Origin of the sequence: Sphingopyxis sp. MWB1 (assembly GCF_000763945.1) — a bacterium.
GTDB lineage: Bacteria > Pseudomonadota > Alphaproteobacteria > Sphingomonadales > Sphingomonadaceae > Sphingopyxis.
Genome location: NZ_JQFJ01000002.1, coordinates 964,874 through 982,350 on the forward strand (window position 1 = coordinate 964,874; position 17,477 = coordinate 982,350).

Sequence of the window (17,477 nt, forward strand, 5' to 3'; positions counted from 1 at the left end):
GCCATCGCATTGGCTCATGGCCTCCAGCGCCCCCCGCCTTCGCGGGGGCGACGCCGGGGTCAGGCGATCAGGCCCCTTCGCCCTCGCTCCACGCAAGAACGGGTTTGCGCGCCGCGCCGGTTTCGTCAAGCCGCGCGCGCGGGGCGAAATGCGGCGCCGATTTGAGCGCGGGATCGCCATTTTTGGCGCGCAGGGCAAGGCTGCGCAGCGCGCCGATAAACTGGTCGAGCACCGCCTTGCTCTCGGTCTCGGTTGGCTCGACGAGCATCGCGCCATGAACGACGAGCGGGAAATAGACCGTCATCGGATGATAGCCTTCGTCGATCAGCCCCTTGGCAATGTCGAGCGTCGAAAAGCCTTCGGCGAGCCCCTTGTCGCTGAATAGTGCCTCGTGCATGCACGGGCCCGATGCGGCGAAGGGCGCGTCGAGCACATCTTCGAGGCTGCGGAGCATATAATTGGCGTTGAGCACCGCATCTTCGGCGACCTGCTTGAGCCCGTCGGCGCCGTGGCTGAGAATATAGGTCAGCGCGCGGGTGAACATGCCCATCTGGCCATGGAACGCGGTCATGCGGCCGAAGGTGTCGGGATGCTCTTCGCCCGCACTTTCTTCCTCGACCAGCTTGAAGCTGCCATCGGCATAGCGCGCCGAATAGGGGATCGGGCCATAGGGCGCGAGCGCTTCGGACAGCACCACCGGCCCCGAACCCGGCCCGCCACCGCCATGCGGGGTGGAAAAGGTCTTGTGCAAATTGATGTGCATCGCGTCGATGCCAAGGTCGCCGGGGCGCACCTTGCCAACGATGGCGTTGAAGTTGGCGCCGTCGCAATAGACATAGCCGCCCGCCGCGTGGACCGCGTCCGAAATCGCCTTCATATCGCGTTCGAACAGGCCGCAGGTGTTGGGATTGGTGATCATCACCCCCGCGACATCGGGGCCAAGCCGCGCTTTCAGCGCTTCCAGATCGACGCGGCCTTCCTTGGTCGCGGGAATATCCTCGACCGCGAAGCCCGCAAAGGCTGCGGTGGCGGGGTTGGTGCCATGCGCGCTTTCGGGGACGAGCAGCACGCGCCGGTCTTCGCCGCGCGCTTCCAGCGCCGCCTTGATGCAGAGCACCCCGCACAGCTCGCCATGCGCGCCCGCCTTGGGCGACATGGCGACGCCATACATGCCGGTGAGGCTGATCAGCCATTCGGCGAGTTCATTGATGACGGCGAGCGCGCCCTGCACCGTTTCCTGCGGCTGCAAGGGGTGGACGTCGGCGAAACCGGGCATCCGCGCGACCTTTTCATTGAGGCGCGGGTTGTGCTTCATCGTGCAGCTTCCCAGCGGGAAGAGGCCGAGGTCGATCGCGTAATTCTGGCGCGAGAGGCGCGTATAATGGCGCACCGTTTCGGATTCGCTGAGCCCCGGCAGGCCGATGGGGTCGCGGCGCATCAGCGAACCGAGATCGGCGGCTTCGGGATTTTCGTCGAAATCGACGCCGGTGGTCTGGTTGGAGCCGATTTCAAAGATCAACGGCTCGTCGAGCATCAGCGCGCGATTGCCGGTGAAGGTCACATTATCGTCGGCGCCGCCCGCAGCATTCATTTCGGGCCGCCAGCCGGTGGGGTTGAGCGCGCTCATGCCAGCACCTCCTTCAGCGCCGCGGCAAAGGCGGCGATATCTTCCTCGGTCACCGTTTCGGTGACGGCGACGACCAGCCCGTTCGCAAGGCCCGCATTATCGGGATAGAGGCGGCCCAGCGACACGCCGCCAAGCACGCCCTTTTCAGCGAGCGCATGGACGACGGGCCGCGCCTCGGCCGGGAGGAGCAGCGTGAATTCGTTGAAATAGCTGTCGTTCATCACCGACACGCCGGGAACCTTGGCGAGTTCGGTGGCGGCGGCCTTGGCCCGGCTGTGGTTGATCGCGGCAAGCTGGCGGAGGCCAGCCTCGCCCAGCAAGGTCATGTGGATGCTGAAGGCCAGCGCGCAAAGCCCTGCATTGGTGCAGATATTGCTCGTCGCCTTCTCCCGCCGGATATGCTGCTCGCGCGTCGAGAGGGTGAGGACATAGCCGCGCTTGCCCTTGGCATCGACGGTTTCGCCACACAGACGCCCCGGCATCTGGCGGACATATTTGGACTTGCAGGCGAACAGGCCGACATAAGGCCCGCCAAATTGCAGGCCGACGCCCAGCGCCTGCCCCTCACCCACCACGATATCGGCGCCCATTTCGCCCGGCGACTTGATGAGGCCGAGGGCAACGGGTTCGGTGACGACCGCGATCAGCAGCGCACCCGCCGCCTGACAAGCCTCTGCCAGCGCGGCCATATCGTCGATGCGGCCCAGGATATCGGGATATTGGACGACGACGCAGCTTGTCTCCTTGGTCACCGCCGCCGCGAGCGCCGCCCAGTCGGTGCCGGGTTCCAGCGCCGGATCGCTTTCGATCAACGTGTCGCGCGTATATTTGGCCATGGTGCGCGCGACGCTGCGATAATGGGGGTGGAGCCCGTTCGAGATCAGCGCGGTCGTCCGCTTGGTAACGCGGCGCGCCATGACAATGGCTTCCCAGCAGGCGGTCGAGCCATCATACATGGACGCATTGGCGACATCGGTGCCGAACAGCCGCGCGACCTGCGTTTGAAATTCAAACAGCATTTGCAGCGTGCCCTGCGCGATTTCGGGCTGATAGGGCGTATAGGCGGTCAGAAACTCGCCACGCTGGATCAGATGATCGACGCTGGCCGGGACATGGTGACGATAGGCGCCCGCCCCCAGGAAGAAAGGCCCGTCCCCCGCCGCGCGATTCTGCCGCGCCAGCGCCGCCATATGGCGCTCGACTGCAAGCTCGCTGGCCTGCAGCGGCAGCCCCGCGATCGGGCCGGTAAGCCGCGCTTCGGCCGGGACATCGACGAAAAGATCGTCGATGGTAGAAGCGCCGACCGCCGCGAGCATCGCGGCCCGGTCATCGGCGGTGAGGGGAAGATAACGCATTTTCGTCTCCTGAACCCTGCCCCTTGGGGCCGGGCGATTGCGCAACTTTAATCGGCGCGGCTAAGCCTCGTCATGCTGAACTTGTTTCAGCACCCATGGCCTTGCCTTGAAACCAGCGCTCGGTGACGAGCGAGGGCGGACCATGGACCCCGGATCAAATCCGGGGTGACGATAGAAGTGGCAGAAGGGTCAGAGCCCGCCCTGCCCCTTTCGCCACATCAAAATTACAGCGCGTCGCAGTAGGCCTTGTAACCCTTGCTATCCATCAGCCCGTCGAGCTGAGCTTTGTCGCTGAGCGTCATGCGAAAGAACCAGCCTTCGCCTTCGGGATCGCTGTTGGCGAGCGCGGGGTCTTCTTCCAAGGCGCTGTTGCCTTCGGTCACCGTGCCATCGACGGGCGCATAAATATCGCTGGCCGCCTTCACCGATTCCACCACCGCGGCGTCGCCGCCCTTGGTCAGTTCAACGCCGGTGTCGGGCACTTCGACGAACACAATATCGCCAAGCTGGCCCTGGGCAAAATCGGTGATACCGACGGTGGCGATTTCGCCATCGACCTCAACCCATTCATGTTCTTCGGTATAGAAACGCGGCATCACTCAGGCTCCTGTTTTACGGACATATTTATGGGGAACAAAGGGGGTGGACGCGACGGTCACGGCGACGCGCTTGCCGCGTACCTCTGCCGCAAGCGCGGTGCCGACTTCCGAAAGACCAGTCGGGACATAGCCCATGGCGATGGGCGCGCCGACGCTGGGAGCAAAGCCGCCCGAGGTAATGACGCCGACCTCTTCCTCACCATCAAAGATTTTCGCGCCTTCGCGCACCGGCATTTTCCCGTCAACGCTGAGGCCGACACGCTTGCGCGGGGCGCCATCGGCCAAGTGACCGAGAATGCGCGCGGCGCCCGGAAAACCGCCTTCCTCGCGGCGGCGCTTGGAAATGGCAAAGCCCAGATCGCCTTCGACCGGGTCAATCGCGGGATCAAGGTCATGGCCATAAAGCGGCAGCCCCGCTTCAAGCCGGAGACTATCGCGTGCGCCAAGGCCGATGGGCTTGACCGCTTCCATCGCACACAGCGCATCGGCAAAGGCGGGGAGCGCGGCATGGGGCAATGAGATTTCGAAACCATCCTCGCCCGTATAGCCCGAGCGGCTGAGGCCAATTTCATGCCCCTGCCAGGTCGCGCGGACGAATTGCATGAAAACGAGATCGGCGGCCGCTGGCACCAGCGTGGTTAGCGCCTCGGCAGCCTTTGGTCCCTGCAGCGCAAGCAAGCCCTGCTCGTCGAGATGGTTGAGGGTGATCTGATCGGGCAGATGTTCGCGCAAATGGGCGATATCGTCCCATTTCACCGCGCCATTGACGACGATGCCGAAACGGTCGCCCTCGTTGGTGATCATCAGATCGTCGAGGATTCCGCCATCTTCGGCCAGCAGGAGCGAATAGCGCATCCGGCCCGGCTTCAGCCCGGCGATATCGCCGGGGACCAGCGCCTCCAGCGCCTCGACCACGCCGTCGCCCGACAGATTGAGCTGGCCCATATGGCTGACATCGAACAGGCCCGCATTTTCGCGCGTCCACAAATGTTCGGCCATAATGCCTTCATATTGGATCGGCATCCAATAGCCCGCAAATTCGACCATGCGCGCACCCTTTGCGCGGTGCCAGGCGTCGAGCGGCAGGGTCGCGGTCTCGATCGCGACGGCGCCTTCGTCCATATCTTCGGTGTCGCTCATTTTCAGTCTCCCGCGGTTGACATGGCGAGGCGCGGCCCGGTGCTGCCCTTTTTGCCATGCCCCCTCTGTCACGGGAACCTGAGAGTTTCCCCCTGCCTGTCCTGGGGTGCGGGACGGCGGGGTTACCCCTTCGGTGGCCTCCCCCCTCCCGGCTTGCGGGTCAGCGAGGCGCTTTCCAGAGTGTCCATTCCAGCCTGCGCGGTCCTTTGACCTGAGAGTTTCCGGGGCGGTTGCTCCTTCGGTGGCGGATCGCCCTTTCGGGCGTCCGCGCTCTCCCGCGCGGCCGGTCGAATCCCGTTAAGAGGCCCGACAGACATGGGTGCCTTGGCGCTGGGCCTTCGCAGAGTCAATCGGCGAGCGCGCGCATGGCGTCATTTTCGTGGACATGGACGCCCGGCGCGGTGCAGCGCGAAAGCGCGGCAATCGCGCGGGCCACCCGCTCGGCGGGGATCGAGCGATAACGGCGCAGCCTTCCGCGAAGCAGCGCATCCGTGAGCGGCGCGGCGTGCATCGCCAGCCCCTCCCCCCAACGGCGGGGACCGCCGCGCGCGCCGGTGAGAAGGCCGGGGCGCAATATATCGAGCCGGTCGAAACCGATGGCCCCCAGTGCCGCCTCCACCTCTCCCTTGGTTCGCAGGTAGAAGTTGCGGCTGCGCGCCGAAGCGCCGACCGAGCTGACGGCAATCATATGCCGCGCGCCCGCAGCATAAGCGGCGCGGGCCGAGGCGAGCAGCAGGTCATGGTCGACCGCGCGAAACGCCGCGCGCGATCCGGCCTGGCGCAGCGTGGTCCCAAGGCAGGAGATCAGCGTGTCGGGCGCAAGTTCGGCGATGATGCGCGGCCAGTCGGCGGATGGAGCGACATGAGGGCGATCGGCCCCGCCCGGCCCCGCAAGCGGGCGGCGCGCGAGAATGTCCAAGGGACGATCCACCGCCGCAATCACCGCACGGCCCACCAGTCCGGTCGCCCCGATCAAAAGGATGGAGTGCGGCCTTGTGCCGCCGTCGTCCTGCATTTCCCCCTCCCCCCGTTGGCGCCGCGGCTCAGGCGTGGCGGAGCGCTTCGGGCACCGCATCGCGGCCGAAAATATCGGCAAAACGGTCGATGGCGAAACGGTCGGTCATGCCCGCGATATAATCGCCAATATGGCGCACCATCGCCTGCTCTCCCTCGGGAAGCCGCGCGCCCCAATCGGCGCCCATCAGTGCGGGGTCGCCGCGATAGGCGTCGAACAGCCGGGCAATCACCAGATTGGCTCCGTCCGCCGCCGCAAGCTGTGACGGGTGATGATAAAGATTGGCATACATGAAGCGTTTAAGGTCGCGTTCCTTGCGCGCCAGCTCGGCAGAAAAACCGCCCAGCGTGCGCCCCGCCGCGCGCACCTCGGCGACGCTGGCGACGCCGGCATCGGCGACATTGGCGCGGGTGGCGGCGATCACATCATTGACCATCACCCCAATCTGGTCGCGCACCAGTTCGCGCAGCAGACGGTCGCGCGGCGCGCCGGGGAAGCGGGCCTCCACCGCGCGATAATTATCAGCGACGAACGGCTGTTCCATCAACTGGTCGAGGCAGAGCAGCCCCGCGCGCAGCCCGTCGTCAATATCATGATTGTCATAGGCGATATCGTCGGCGACGGCAGCCACCTGCGCCTCCAGGCTGGCGTGGCTCGCAAGGTCGAGCGGAAATTCGGTGTCAATATCGGCGAGCGCCCAGCCGGGATGGCGCACCGGGCCATTATGCTTGGCGAGCCCCTCCAGCGTTTCCCACGTCAGGTTGAGTCCATCGAACAGCGGATAAGGACATTCGATCCGCGCGAGCGTCCGCAGCGTATGGCCATTATGGTCAAAGCCGCCATGCGCCTGCATCGCGGCTTTCAGTGCGGCCTCGCCTGCATGGCCAAAAGGGGGATGGCCAATGTCATGGGCGAGGCACAGCGCCTCGGTCAGATCCTCGTTCAGTCCCAGCGCGCGGGCAATGCCGCGCCCGATCTGCGCGACCTCGATACTGTGGGTCAGGCGGACGCGATAATGATCGCCGTCGGGGGCGACGAACACCTGTGTCTTGTGGCGCAGGCGGCGAAAGGAAATGGAATGGATGATCCGGTCACGGTCGCGCTGGAACACGTCGCGCGGGCCGCGCACAACCCGGCCCAACTCGCCATGAAGGCGCCCCCGGCTTTCCTCCGCTTGGCTGGCACAGGCGGCGATGCTCACTTGATCGGCTCGACCACTTCGCCCGCGTCACTGTTGAACAGGAACCCGTCGCCTTCGGCCTTTTTATAATCGTCGAGCCAATCCTGCGCGCTCTTGCGATCCTTGAACGGACCGACGAGCAGGCGGCGGGTGCGTCCCCATTCGGCGGTCGCGCCCGAATGACCCTTGAACAGCGCCGCATTGCGCTTGGCAAAGCGATTATAGTCAAAGGCGAGCGCCTTTAAATTGGCGCCGGTCGCGATCTGCACCCATTGGCGCGCGGGATGATCCTTCTTGCGCTCGGCCTCGGCCTTTTCCTTTGCTTCGGCTTCGGCCTTGGCGCGCGCCTCGGCTTCGGCCTTTGCCTTGGCGGCGGCGGCCTCTTTTTCACGGCGCGCAGCCTCGGCCGCTTCGGCGCGGCGCTTTTCGGCCTGCAGCCGCGCGAGCACATCGGCGCTCAGCGCCTCTTCGGGCCGCTGCATCTCCTCCGGCGGAATTTCGATCGAGCCGATGATGTCGCCCAGCGATGCCAAGGGCGCGAGCGGCGCGGCGGCATTGGGCGCAGCCGGATTCGCAGGCATTGCCGCGCTGGTCGCCGTCTCGCCCGATGATGGCGGCGCTTCGCCGATGCTGCGAATCGAAAAGCCGGGGCCAACCGGGTCCGATGGCGTCGCGGGTGCGGGCGTAACGGGGGTCGGCGAAACCGGAGTGGGCGTTGTAATCGCCCCGGCCGGTGGCAGCGCTGCGGGTGTCGCCCTCGGTTCGGCTGCGGGCGCCGACGGCGCGGCGGGCGTTGGCGACATGCTTTGCGGTGCGGCGGCGGGCGCGGATGGCGCGCTCGGTGCCGGGCTCGGAATGACGGGCTGCTCCGGGGTTTGAACCGGCGCTTGCGCGGGAGCTTGGGCCATCGGCTGCGGGACCGGCGCGGGCGCGGGCTGCGCTTGCACCGGTGGCGGCACGGCGGGGCGCGTGGCCGGCTGGAGGGCTGGCTGCAAAGCGGGAAGCGGAGCGGATGTTTGCGGCGGCGTCGGAGTGGCCGACCGGGCGGATGTCGATCCACCAGCCCGTGTGGACGGCGGCGTCGGCGTCGCTGCCGCCACGCGGCGCGTGCTTTCAGCGGAGCGGCGCGATTTGCGGTCGCGGCTGCGCTCTGCGGCCTTGTCCGTTCCGCTTGTCGCCGCCGCCATTTGCACCGGCGCGCGTTTTGGTCCCAGCGGCCCGCTGGGGAAGCGCCCGAAATGTGCTGCTGCCGCCATCTGCACCGGGGTCAGCCGGTCCATCTGCATCAAAAAGGGCAGGATACTCTGCGCCAGGTTCGCGGGCATTGTCCGCTCGACAATCTCCCGCGCTTCCTTGTCGTAGCCATTCATCGCAAGCACCATCGCGCGGGTGCGCCAGGCGCCGCGATCCTGACGCCGCAATTGCGGTGTCAGCAATTCGACCGCGCGGGTCGGGTCGCCGCTGATCCCCAGCGACAGCGCATAGCGGCGCGCCAGATCGTCACTCGGCGCCAGCGTCATCGCAAGCTGATAATCGCGTTGCGCCGCCTGCTGCTGGCCCAGAAGATCATGCGCCAGGCCGCGATCGGCCAGAAAGCTGCGTTCGGGCGCGCCCAGAAGCTGTGCTTCGCCGAAATAGTCGAGCGCGCGCGTCGGGTTCTCAAGATGCACCATCACGCTGCCCAGCGCGGCCTTGACCCGGCTGTCGCGCGGCGCAAGCTGTTCGGCGCGCAGCAGAAAGGCGAGCGCGGCGCGATGATCCTCCAGATCCATCGAGGCGCGCCCGGCGTCGAACTGCGCCAGCGGGTCATTGGCATTGGCAGCGATGCGCGCGAGCGCCGAGGACAGAAGCGTCCGCGCCGCCGCGCGCTTGTCCATCGCCGCCTGGGTGGCGGCATCGGGACCATCCGGCTGCATCGCCGCCGCGGGCGCGCCCAGTCCGGCCGAGGCAAGGCTGGCCGCGCCGACAAACGCCAACAGCCGCCCGCGTCCGGCCCGGTTCACCCTCTGCCGATCATGTCGCATGGAATCTCTCACCCGATTCCGGACCGCGCCGCCCCGAAGCGCGGTCGTCCATGCCCTGCTTACTGGTTATTCTGCTTGTTCAAAAAGCGCGGAATATCCACGCTGTCCGACTTGGCAGGCGCTTCGGCCTCGCTCGGCGCCCCACCGCGCGAAAGGCGCGACATGCGCTCGAACAAGGTGCCGCCGCCGCCCGCCGCGCGCGAGGGCGCTGCGCCAGACGGTGCAGGCGCTGCGCCGGGCGCCCCGCCGGGTGCGGGCGCGGGACGATAATCGCCGGGCGCGGACTTGGCGGGATCGCCCAGGACCAGTTCGTCGGCGGTATCGTCATAAGTGGCTGCGACCTGCGACAATTCCATCGGCTCTTCCGATGCGGCCGGAGCCGGGGTCGGCGCCGGTGCGGGCGCGGGAGTAGCCGCATCCTTCGCGCCGCCACCAAGCGAAAAGCCGGGTGCGGGATCGGCGGCGGGCGCCTCTTCCTTGACCGGAACGTCCTCGACGCCCGGATCGACCAGATCCTCGACCACCGGAGCGGGAGCGGCGGGCGCGATGGGCGCCGCCGTCCGCTTGGGCTGGAAGGCAAAGCTGCGTCCGGTCGGCGCCGGAGCGGCAGCCGCCCCGGCGGCATCGGCTTCGGCACCGCCCTCAATCCCCGTCGCGACGACCGAGACGCGGATCTTGCCTTCGAGCGATTCGTTAAAGGCGCTGCCCCAGATGATGTTCGCATCGGGATCGACCAGCTCGCGAATATGGTTCGCGGCCTCGTCCACTTCCATCAGGCGCATGTCTTCGCCGCCGACGATCGAGACGATCACGCCCTTGGCGCCCGCCATCGACACGCCGTCGAGCAGCGGATTGGCGATGGCCTTTTGCGCCGCTTCCAGCGCGCGGCCGTCGCCTTCGGCCTCGCCGGTGCCCATCATCGCCTTGCCCATTTCGCGCATCACGCTGCGGACGTCGGCAAAGTCGAGGTTGATGAGGCCGGGCATGACCATCAGGTCGGTGATACCGCGCACACCCTGTTGCAGCACTTCATCCGCCATGGTGAAGGCTTCTTTGAAGGTCGTGTTCGGATTGGCGACCAGAAACAGATTCTGGTTGGGAATGACGATCAGCGTATCGACATGATCCTGCAGTTCCGAAATGCCCGATTCCGCCGAACGCATCCGCCGCGCGCCTTCGAAAGTGAAGGGCTTGGTGACGACGCCGACGGTCAGGATACCGCGGTCGCGTGCCGCCTTGGCGATGACGGGGGCCGCGCCGGTGCCGGTGCCGCCGCCCATGCCGGCCGCGACGAAGCACATATGCGCGCCTTCCAGCGCTTCTTCGACCTGCGCGATGCTTTCCTCTGCCGCCGCGCGCCCGACTTCGGGCCGCGAGCCTGCGCCCAGCCCCTGGGTGATCTGCGTCCCAAGCTGGATGCGCCGTTCGGCGGGCGAGGCGTTCAGCGCCTGCGCGTCGGTATTGGCGACGATGAAATCGACGCCCTCGACCTTGGCGCTGATCATATTGGCGATGGCATTGCCCCCGGCGCCACCGACGCCGATCACCGCGATGCGCGGCTTCAGTTCGTCGACCTGCGGCGGGCCAATATTGATGCTCATCTAACAATCTCCCTGCGGCGGCCAACTCTTGCCGCGTAGCTGTCCATTCGATCCGGACGGGCAGCGGTTCGCCGCCCCGGACTCCCGTTACCGCATTGCACTATTGTGACCGCGGAATCACCCAAAAAATTAACCTTTTCGCCGCCCATCGGACTAGAAACTGCTTTTTAACGCCATCATCAGCCGGTGGATGATCCCCCCCTCCCTGGGCCGGTAGACATCCTGCGACATGACCGACAGGTCGCGCAGGTCCACCGGGTCGGAGGCAGCATAGAGAACCAGACCCGCCAATGTTGCGAAAGCGGGGCCACTATGCGCGTCGGGCAGGCCGTGCAAGCCCCGCGGTCGCCCGATGCGCGCGGCGCGGCCCAGTGCGCTTTGCGTATAATCGGCAATGCCCTTCAAATCGGCGCCGCCGCCGACCAGCACCACCTGCCGCCCGATCGGGCCGACAAAGTGCAAATCCTTCAAAGTGCGGCCAATTTCCCCCATCATCGCGTCAAGCCGCTGGCGGATCACCGACACAAGCTGCGCGCGGGTGATGCGCGGCGAGTCGCTGCCCGGCGGGGCGTTGGGGTCGAGTTCGATGATATCGCTATTGTCGCGCGGGCTGGCCGAGGCCGACCCGTAAAAGCTTTGCAGGCGCTGCGCCTGGCTGCGGCGAATGCCAAAGGCCGAAGCGATATCGTCGGTAATGTCGCTGGCGCCAAAGGGCAGCGAGGCCATTTCAACGAGCATCCCCCCGGCATAGAGCGACACGGTGGTCACCGCCGCGCCCATTTCGACGAGCGCGACGCCGAGATCGCGTTCCTCGTCGGACAAACAGGCCAGCCCAGCCGCAATCGGCGCGGCGACGACAGCGTTAACGTCCAGATGCGCCTGCCGCACCGCGGCCTCCAGATTGCGCACCGGCGCGCCGTCGGCCATGATGATGTGGATATCGACCCCCAGCCGATCGGCATGGAGGCCGATGGGGTTCTTCACCCCGGTCAGCCCGTCGAGCGTATAGAGCGCGGGCTGGGCATGGAGGATCATCCGTCCTTCGGGATCAATCCCCGCGCGTCCGGCGGCGAGCAGGTCATCGACATCCTCCTGCTCGATGCGGTGGCCGCCCAGCTCGCTTTCGATGGGTGCGACATCGCTCAGCAGGCAGCCTGCCGAAAAGCTGACCCACACATCGTCGATATTCAGCCCGGCGATGCGTTCGGCCTGCTCAATCGCCTCGCGCACCACATGTTCGGTCTGCTCCATATCGGCGACATAGCCGCGCTGGACGCCGCGGCTTTCGCGCTGCCCGGTGCCGAGCACATGCAGCGCGCCATCGGCGGTCTGCCCCGCGATCAGCGCGCAGACCTTCCACGACCCGACATCGAGCGCGGTGATGATCTTTTCAATGCGCGGCGGGGCCATGGCCTATCCCTTTTCCACGGCGATGCTGCTGACCGCATCAACGGCGGCGCGCGCATCCTCCAGCTTGGCGGGCGCGACCTGCCCCTCATGCGGCAGGCGCAGGACAAAGCGCGCGGGGTCGCGCATGTCGAAACGCAAAATGCCGCGTCCGAGCAGACGGTTCGCCCCATCGAGATGCGCGAATTTGGCGAGCGCCGCCTTCGCCTCTGCATCGCCTTCGGGAAGCGAGAGGGTTTCGCCGCTGCGAAAGCGCAGGTCCCAGCGGCGATTGCCGACCCAAGTCGCACCCGCGAGCAATTCCTTGAGCGAGCTGGCTTCCGCCATCAGCGCTTCCAGATCCTGTGCGCGCCGATTGGCGCGCGGACCGATCACCAGCGGCAGGTCGGGCATGGTGGCAATGGTGACGGGTTCCAGCACCACGCCTTCGGCATCGATCAGCGACAGGCGCCCCGCATGTTGCCAGATGGCAGCGGGCTTGCGCTCGACAATATCGACGACCAGCGTGTCGGGCAGGCGCCGCGACACGCGCGCATCCTTGATCCAGCCATATTGCATCAGATCGGCGCGCAGATCGTCGAGGTCGACCGCCGCCATCGAGCGTTCCTTCTGCGCGAGCGCAATATCATAGACTTTCAGCCGGTCGATCCGGTCGGCGCCGACCACTTCGACCTTTTCGACCTGAAAGCCCGCGCGCGCGACCGTTTGCGCCCATTCCTCATGCACCTTGGCCGTCACGCCCGTGGCGTGCGCGACCAGGCCCACGGCGGCGAACAGGCCGATACCGATGGTCCAGTTCGCAAGCTTTTGCAGCCGCTGGTGGCTGATCGGGAGCGCGTTCAGGATCGCATTGACGCGCGAGGTTTTCACCTTTTTGCGACGACGCGGCGCACGCGCCGGGCGGCGCGGCGGCGCCTTCGCGCGCTTGATGCGCGTGCGGCTCATAATGCGGCCTCCACGATGCGCTCGACCAGTTCGGCATAGTCGATGCCGACCGCGCGCGCCTGTTCGGGTACCAGGCTGAGCGGGGTCATGCCGGGCTGGGTGTTGACCTCCAGCAAGAAGAGGCCGTCCATCCCCAGCTCCTCATCCCACCGGAAATCGGAACGCGAGGCGCCCTTGCACCCCAGAATCCGGTGCGATTGCAGCGCCAGGTCCATCATTCGCTGCGCCACATCGGCGGGGACGTCGGCGGGACAGACATGTTCGGTCAGCCCGTCGGTATATTTGGCATCATAATCGTAAAAGCCCGATTTGACGCGCAGCTCCGTCACGGCCAGCGGCGTGTCGCCCAGCACGGCAACGGTCAGCTCGCGTCCCTTGATAAAGGGTTCGGCGAGAAGCTGGTCAAATTCCTGCCACGGCCCCACGGCATCGCGCGAAATGGGCTGGCCGTAATTGCTGTCCTCGCGGACGATGGCGACGCCGACCGACGATCCTTCGTTGACGGGTTTCAGCACATAGGGGCGCGGCAGCGGATCGCGTGAATAAAGGCTTTCGCAATCGACCATCACCCCCGTCGGCATGGGGATATCATGCGGCACCAGCGCCTGTTTCGTCAATTGCTTGTCGATGGCGATGACCGAAGTGACAAGGCCGCTGTGCGTATATTTCAGGCCCATCAGGTCGAGCATCCCCTGCACCGTCCCATCCTCGCCCGGAACGCCGTGCAGCGCGTTGAAAACGACATCGGGCTTTGCCTCGGCAAGCCGCAGCGCGACGTCGCGGTCCATGTCGATCCGCGTCACCTTGTGCCCGCGCTCCTCCAGCGCATCCGCGATACCCGTGCCGCTCGACAGCGACACCTCGCGTTCGGCCGACCAGCCGCCCATCAGGACGGCGACATGCCATGGACCCCGGCTCATTGGCTTTCCTCCCCTCGCGCGCCCGGGGCCTGCCCCACGCGCTGAATTTCCCATTGCAGTTCGACCCCGCATTTTTCGCGAACGCGGCGCCGCACTTCCTCGCCCAGCGCTTCGATATCGGCGCTGGTGGCATTGCCCATATTGATCAGGAAGTTGGTGTGCTTTTCGCTGACCTGCGCCCCGCCGATCACCAGACCCCGGCAGCCGGCCTGATCGACCAATTGCCATGCCTTGTGCCCGTCGGGATTTTTGAAGGTCGATCCGCCGGTCTTGGAGCGTAACGGCTGCGAGGCTTCGCGGCTGGCGGCGATGCGGTCCATTTCGGCCTGGATCGCCTGCGGCTCGCCCGGACGCCCGCGGAACAGCGCCGACACCACCACCGCCCCTTCGGGCAATTCACTGTGGCGATAGCTGTAAGCAAGGTCGGTCAGCGTCAGCGTGCGCCGCTCGCCGAAGCGCAAAATCACATCGGCTTCGACCAATACATCCTTGACTTCGCTGCCATAAGCGCCGCCATTCATCCGGACAAAACCGCCAACGGTGCCGGGGATCGAGCGCAGAAATTCCAGCCCCGCTATACCCGCATCGCGCGCGGTCGAGGAAACGAGAATCCCCGACGCGCCGCCGCCGCAGCGCAGGCTGGTCGCATCGACCGCCTCCACCTTGGCAAAAGCTTTGCCGAGCCGGATCACCACGCCCGGAAAGCCGCCGTCACGCACGATCATGTTGGAACCAAGCCCCAGCGCCATCACCGGAATCGCGGGGTCAAGCGCGCGCAGAAAATCGGCCAGATCATCGGCGTCCTGCGGTGCGAACAGCCAGTCGGCGGCGCCCCCCGACTTGAACCAGACCAGCGGCGCGAGCGGGGCATCGGGAGTGAGCTTTCCGCGAACGGCGGGAAGGGTGTGGGTGGTCAAACCGCCCTCCCCTCACCGTTCGCATCGAGCGAAGTCGAGATGCCCATCAGGCAAGGCGCGCAGTCGAGCCGTGTCTCGACTTCGCTCGACACGAACGGAGTAAAAAGCAGGTGAAACAAGCCGCTCATCGCGCCGCCTCCACCGCTTCGGCCAATCCGGCGGCGATTTTGGTAATATCGCCCGCGCCAAGGCAGATGATCTTGTCGCCCGCGCCGATCAGCCCGGTGCCGATCGCTTCGGCCAGCGTCGGGGCCAGCGCATCGGCATGGGCAACGGCGGCGGCGTGGCGGTGGCCGCGCTCGCGCAGCCCCTGCACCAGCGCGTCGGACGAGGCGCCTTCGATCGGTTCCTCCCCGGCGGCATAGACAGGCAGCGCGAGCACCATGTCGGCATCGTTAAACGCCTGCTGAAAATCATCCATATGATCGCGCAGCCGGGTAAAGCGGTGCGGCTGGACCACGGCCACGACACGCCCCGTCCCCACGCCTTCGCGCGCGGCGGACAGCACGGCGCGAATTTCGACCGGATGATGGGCATAATCGTCGATGACCGCGATATGCCCCTCACCCACCGCAATTTCGCCAACCTTGGTGAAGCGGCGCTTCACTCCCGCAAAGCCGTTGAACCCCGAAACAATCTTGTCGTCCGAAACCCCCATGTGCAGCGCGACCGCAATGGCGGCGAGCGCATTTTGCACATTGTGGCGCCCCGACATGGGCAGATGAATGCCCTCGATCGTCCGGCTTTCGCCGTCGCGGTTCCGCACAACCACATCAAAGCGATTGCCGTCGGGTCCCGGCTCGATATTGGTGCCGCGCACATCGGCCTGCGCCGAAAAGCCATAGGTGATGATGCGCCGGTCGCGGATGCGCGGAATGATTGCCTGCACCTCGGGATGGTCGAGGCAGAGCATTGCCGCGCCATAAAAGGGCACATTTTCGATAAATTCGACAAAGGCGTTCTTGATCGCGTCAAAACTGCCATAATGGTCGAGATGTTCGGGGTCGATATTGGTGACGACCGCGATCGTGCCGTCAAGGCGCAGGAAGCTGCCGTCGCTTTCGTCAGCCTCCACCACCATCCAGTCCGACGCACCCAGCCGTGCGTTCGATCCATAATTGTTGATGATGCCGCCATTGATCACTGTCGGATCAATGCCGCCCGCATCGAGCAGCGCGGCGACGAGGCTGGTCGTCGTCGTCTTGCCATGAGTGCCGGCAATGGCGACGGTCGATTTCAGCCGCATCAGTTCGGCGAGCATTTCGGCGCGGCGCACCAGCGGGATGCGGCGCGCGAGCGCAGCCTCGACTTCGGGGTTGCCGCGCTGCACCGCGGTCGAGGTGACGACCACCGCCACCCCTTCGACATTTTCGGGCGCATGGCCGATGGCGACCTTGATCCCGCGCGCGCGCAGCCCTTCGACGACATAGCTGTCGGCAATGTCGCTGCCCTGCACCTGATAGCCGAGGTTGTGCATCACTTCGGCAATGCCCGACATGCCGATGCCGCCAATGCCGATGAAATGGATGATGCCGATATCGGTCCCGACGCCGCGCATTATTTCGCCTCCCGCCGGGCTGCCGCCACGCCGGACGCCGATTTTCGCTGTCCGCCCTGGGCACCCACGCGGATGACATCCATCAACGGCGGCGGCGCAAAGGATTCGACCAGATCGGCAAGGACGCGCGTCGCATCGGGAAGGCCGCAGCTTGCCGCCTTTTCCGCTGCATCCTCAATAGCGCCGGGTTCGAGCGCGAAACGCTGGATCTGTTTGGCGACCGCCGCGGGGGTGAATTGCGGCTGGGGAATGGACTGCGCCCCGCCCGCCTCGACCAGATCGACGACATTATAGGTCTGATGATCGTCCATGGCATGGGGATAAGGCACGAACAGCGCCGGACGGCCCGCGCAGGCAAGCTCGGCGACGGTCGACGCCCCCGCGCGCCCGATGAACAGATGCGCCCAGCGCAACCGCTCGGGCAGGTCGGCGATATAGGGGGCGCATTCAGCGGCAACGCCCAGCTCCGCATATTTGGCGCGCACAGCGGCAAGATCATCCTCGCGGCACTGCTGCACCACCTGAAGCCGGTCGAGCAGCGCGCGCGGCAGCATGGCGATGGCGGCGGGCACCACTTCGCTGAGGATCGTCGCGCCCAGGCTGCCGCCGACGACGAGCAGGCGGAACACCCCATCTTCGGGCAAGGGCGGAAAGCCATCCTCACGGATCGCAATCACCTCCTCGCGTACCGGGTTGCCGGTGAGGTGGCGCTTCATCGCCAGCTTTTCGGGAAAGCGGTGGATATTGCGATAGGCAACCGCAATGGCATCGACGCGCCCGGCCATCAGCCGGTTGGTGCGCCCCAGCACGGCATTTTGTTCGTGAATGACGCTCGGCCGCTTCGCTGCGCGCGCGGCGAGCAGGCTGGGGAGCGAGGGATAGCCGCCGAAACCGACAACGACCGCCGGGTCGAATTCGCGGATCAGGTCAATGCCCATGCGCCGCCCCTTGCGGATGGCGAGCGCCGCCTTGACCCAGCCGACGGGGCCGCCATGGACGCGGCCGGCGGGCAGGATGTGCGTTTCCAGTTCGGCCGGGGCGCCGGGAATACGCAGCCCGCGATCGTCGCTGACCAGCGCAACGCGGTGGCCGCGCGCGATCAGTTCGCCCGCCAGCGCATAAGCGGGAAGCATATGGCCGCCCGTGCCTCCGGCGGCGAGAAGAAAGTGGCGCGTTGCTGTCATCGGGC

At 66.1% G+C, this 17,477-nt stretch carries 15 protein-coding genes and 2 riboswitches; all 15 genes read right to left on the minus strand.

Annotated elements, in window-relative coordinates; genetic code table 11:
* Positions 1-67 precede the first annotated feature (67 nt).
* On the minus strand, positions 68-1,627 hold the full coding sequence (gene gcvPB / locus JV18_RS0105445) for an aminomethyl-transferring glycine dehydrogenase subunit GcvPB (RefSeq protein WP_033073720.1): 1,560 nt from the start codon (positions 1,625-1,627) through the stop codon (positions 68-70).
* Complete coding sequence (gene gcvPA / locus JV18_RS0105450; RefSeq protein WP_033073721.1) at positions 1,624-2,982, minus strand: aminomethyl-transferring glycine dehydrogenase subunit GcvPA; 1,359 nt, start codon at positions 2,980-2,982, stop codon at positions 1,624-1,626. The genes gcvPB and gcvPA overlap by 4 nt, the downstream gene beginning before the upstream one ends.
* 224 nt (positions 2,983-3,206) lie before the next feature.
* Positions 3,207-3,578, minus strand: a complete 372-nt coding sequence (gcvH, locus tag JV18_RS0105455; protein WP_033073722.1) for a glycine cleavage system protein GcvH — start codon at positions 3,576-3,578, stop codon at positions 3,207-3,209.
* A 3-nt stretch (positions 3,579-3,581) separates the two neighbouring features.
* Entirely contained in the window at positions 3,582-4,721 is a 1,140-nt protein-coding gene (gcvT, locus tag JV18_RS0105460; protein WP_081944691.1) for a glycine cleavage system aminomethyltransferase GcvT, read from the minus strand.
* 55 nt (positions 4,722-4,776) lie between these two features.
* Positions 4,777-4,910: riboswitch (glycine riboswitch) on the minus strand.
* Positions 4,911-5,009, minus strand: a riboswitch (glycine riboswitch).
* 58 nt (positions 5,010-5,067) lie between these two features.
* A complete protein-coding gene (locus JV18_RS0105465; protein ID WP_033073723.1) occupies positions 5,068-5,736 on the minus strand; it encodes an NAD-dependent dehydratase in 669 nt (222 codons plus the stop codon).
* 28 nt (positions 5,737-5,764) lie between these two features.
* On the minus strand, positions 5,765-6,937 hold the full coding sequence (locus tag JV18_RS0105470) for a deoxyguanosinetriphosphate triphosphohydrolase (protein ID WP_033073724.1): 1,173 nt from the start codon (positions 6,935-6,937) through the stop codon (positions 5,765-5,767).
* Positions 6,934-8,919: a tetratricopeptide repeat protein gene (locus JV18_RS0105475; protein WP_033073725.1), complete on the minus strand. Its 1,986-nt coding sequence runs from the start codon at positions 8,917-8,919 to the stop codon at positions 6,934-6,936. The genes JV18_RS0105470 and JV18_RS0105475 overlap by 4 nt, the downstream gene beginning before the upstream one ends.
* A gap of 80 nt (positions 8,920-8,999) precedes the next feature.
* Entirely contained in the window at positions 9,000-10,541 is a 1,542-nt protein-coding gene (ftsZ, locus tag JV18_RS0105480) for a cell division protein FtsZ (RefSeq protein WP_033073726.1), read from the minus strand.
* A 153-nt stretch (positions 10,542-10,694) separates the two neighbouring features.
* Positions 10,695-11,951, minus strand: coding sequence for a cell division protein FtsA (gene ftsA, locus JV18_RS0105485; RefSeq protein ID WP_033073727.1), 1,257 nt, complete (start codon positions 11,949-11,951; stop codon positions 10,695-10,697).
* 3 nt (positions 11,952-11,954) lie between these two features.
* Positions 11,955-12,893: a cell division protein FtsQ/DivIB gene (locus JV18_RS0105490; RefSeq protein WP_033073728.1), complete on the minus strand. Its 939-nt coding sequence runs from the start codon at positions 12,891-12,893 to the stop codon at positions 11,955-11,957.
* Complete coding sequence (locus tag JV18_RS0105495) at positions 12,890-13,813, minus strand: D-alanine--D-alanine ligase (RefSeq protein WP_033073729.1); 924 nt, start codon at positions 13,811-13,813, stop codon at positions 12,890-12,892. Before JV18_RS0105495 ends, JV18_RS0105490 begins: the two co-directional genes overlap by 4 nt.
* Positions 13,810-14,730, minus strand: a complete 921-nt coding sequence (murB, locus tag JV18_RS0105500) for a UDP-N-acetylmuramate dehydrogenase (protein ID WP_033073730.1) — start codon at positions 14,728-14,730, stop codon at positions 13,810-13,812. The genes JV18_RS0105495 and murB overlap by 4 nt, the downstream gene beginning before the upstream one ends.
* A complete protein-coding gene (locus JV18_RS15715) occupies positions 14,727-14,858 on the minus strand; it encodes a hypothetical protein (protein WP_268746262.1) in 132 nt (43 codons plus the stop codon). Before JV18_RS15715 ends, murB begins: the two co-directional genes overlap by 4 nt.
* On the minus strand, positions 14,855-16,288 hold the full coding sequence (gene murC, locus JV18_RS0105505; RefSeq protein ID WP_033073731.1) for a UDP-N-acetylmuramate--L-alanine ligase: 1,434 nt from the start codon (positions 16,286-16,288) through the stop codon (positions 14,855-14,857). The genes JV18_RS15715 and murC overlap by 4 nt, the downstream gene beginning before the upstream one ends.
* Positions 16,288-17,472, minus strand: a complete 1,185-nt coding sequence (gene murG / locus JV18_RS0105510; protein WP_033073732.1) for an undecaprenyldiphospho-muramoylpentapeptide beta-N-acetylglucosaminyltransferase — start codon at positions 17,470-17,472, stop codon at positions 16,288-16,290. The genes murC and murG overlap by 1 nt, the downstream gene beginning before the upstream one ends.
* Between the last annotated feature and the right edge of the window lie 5 nt (positions 17,473-17,477).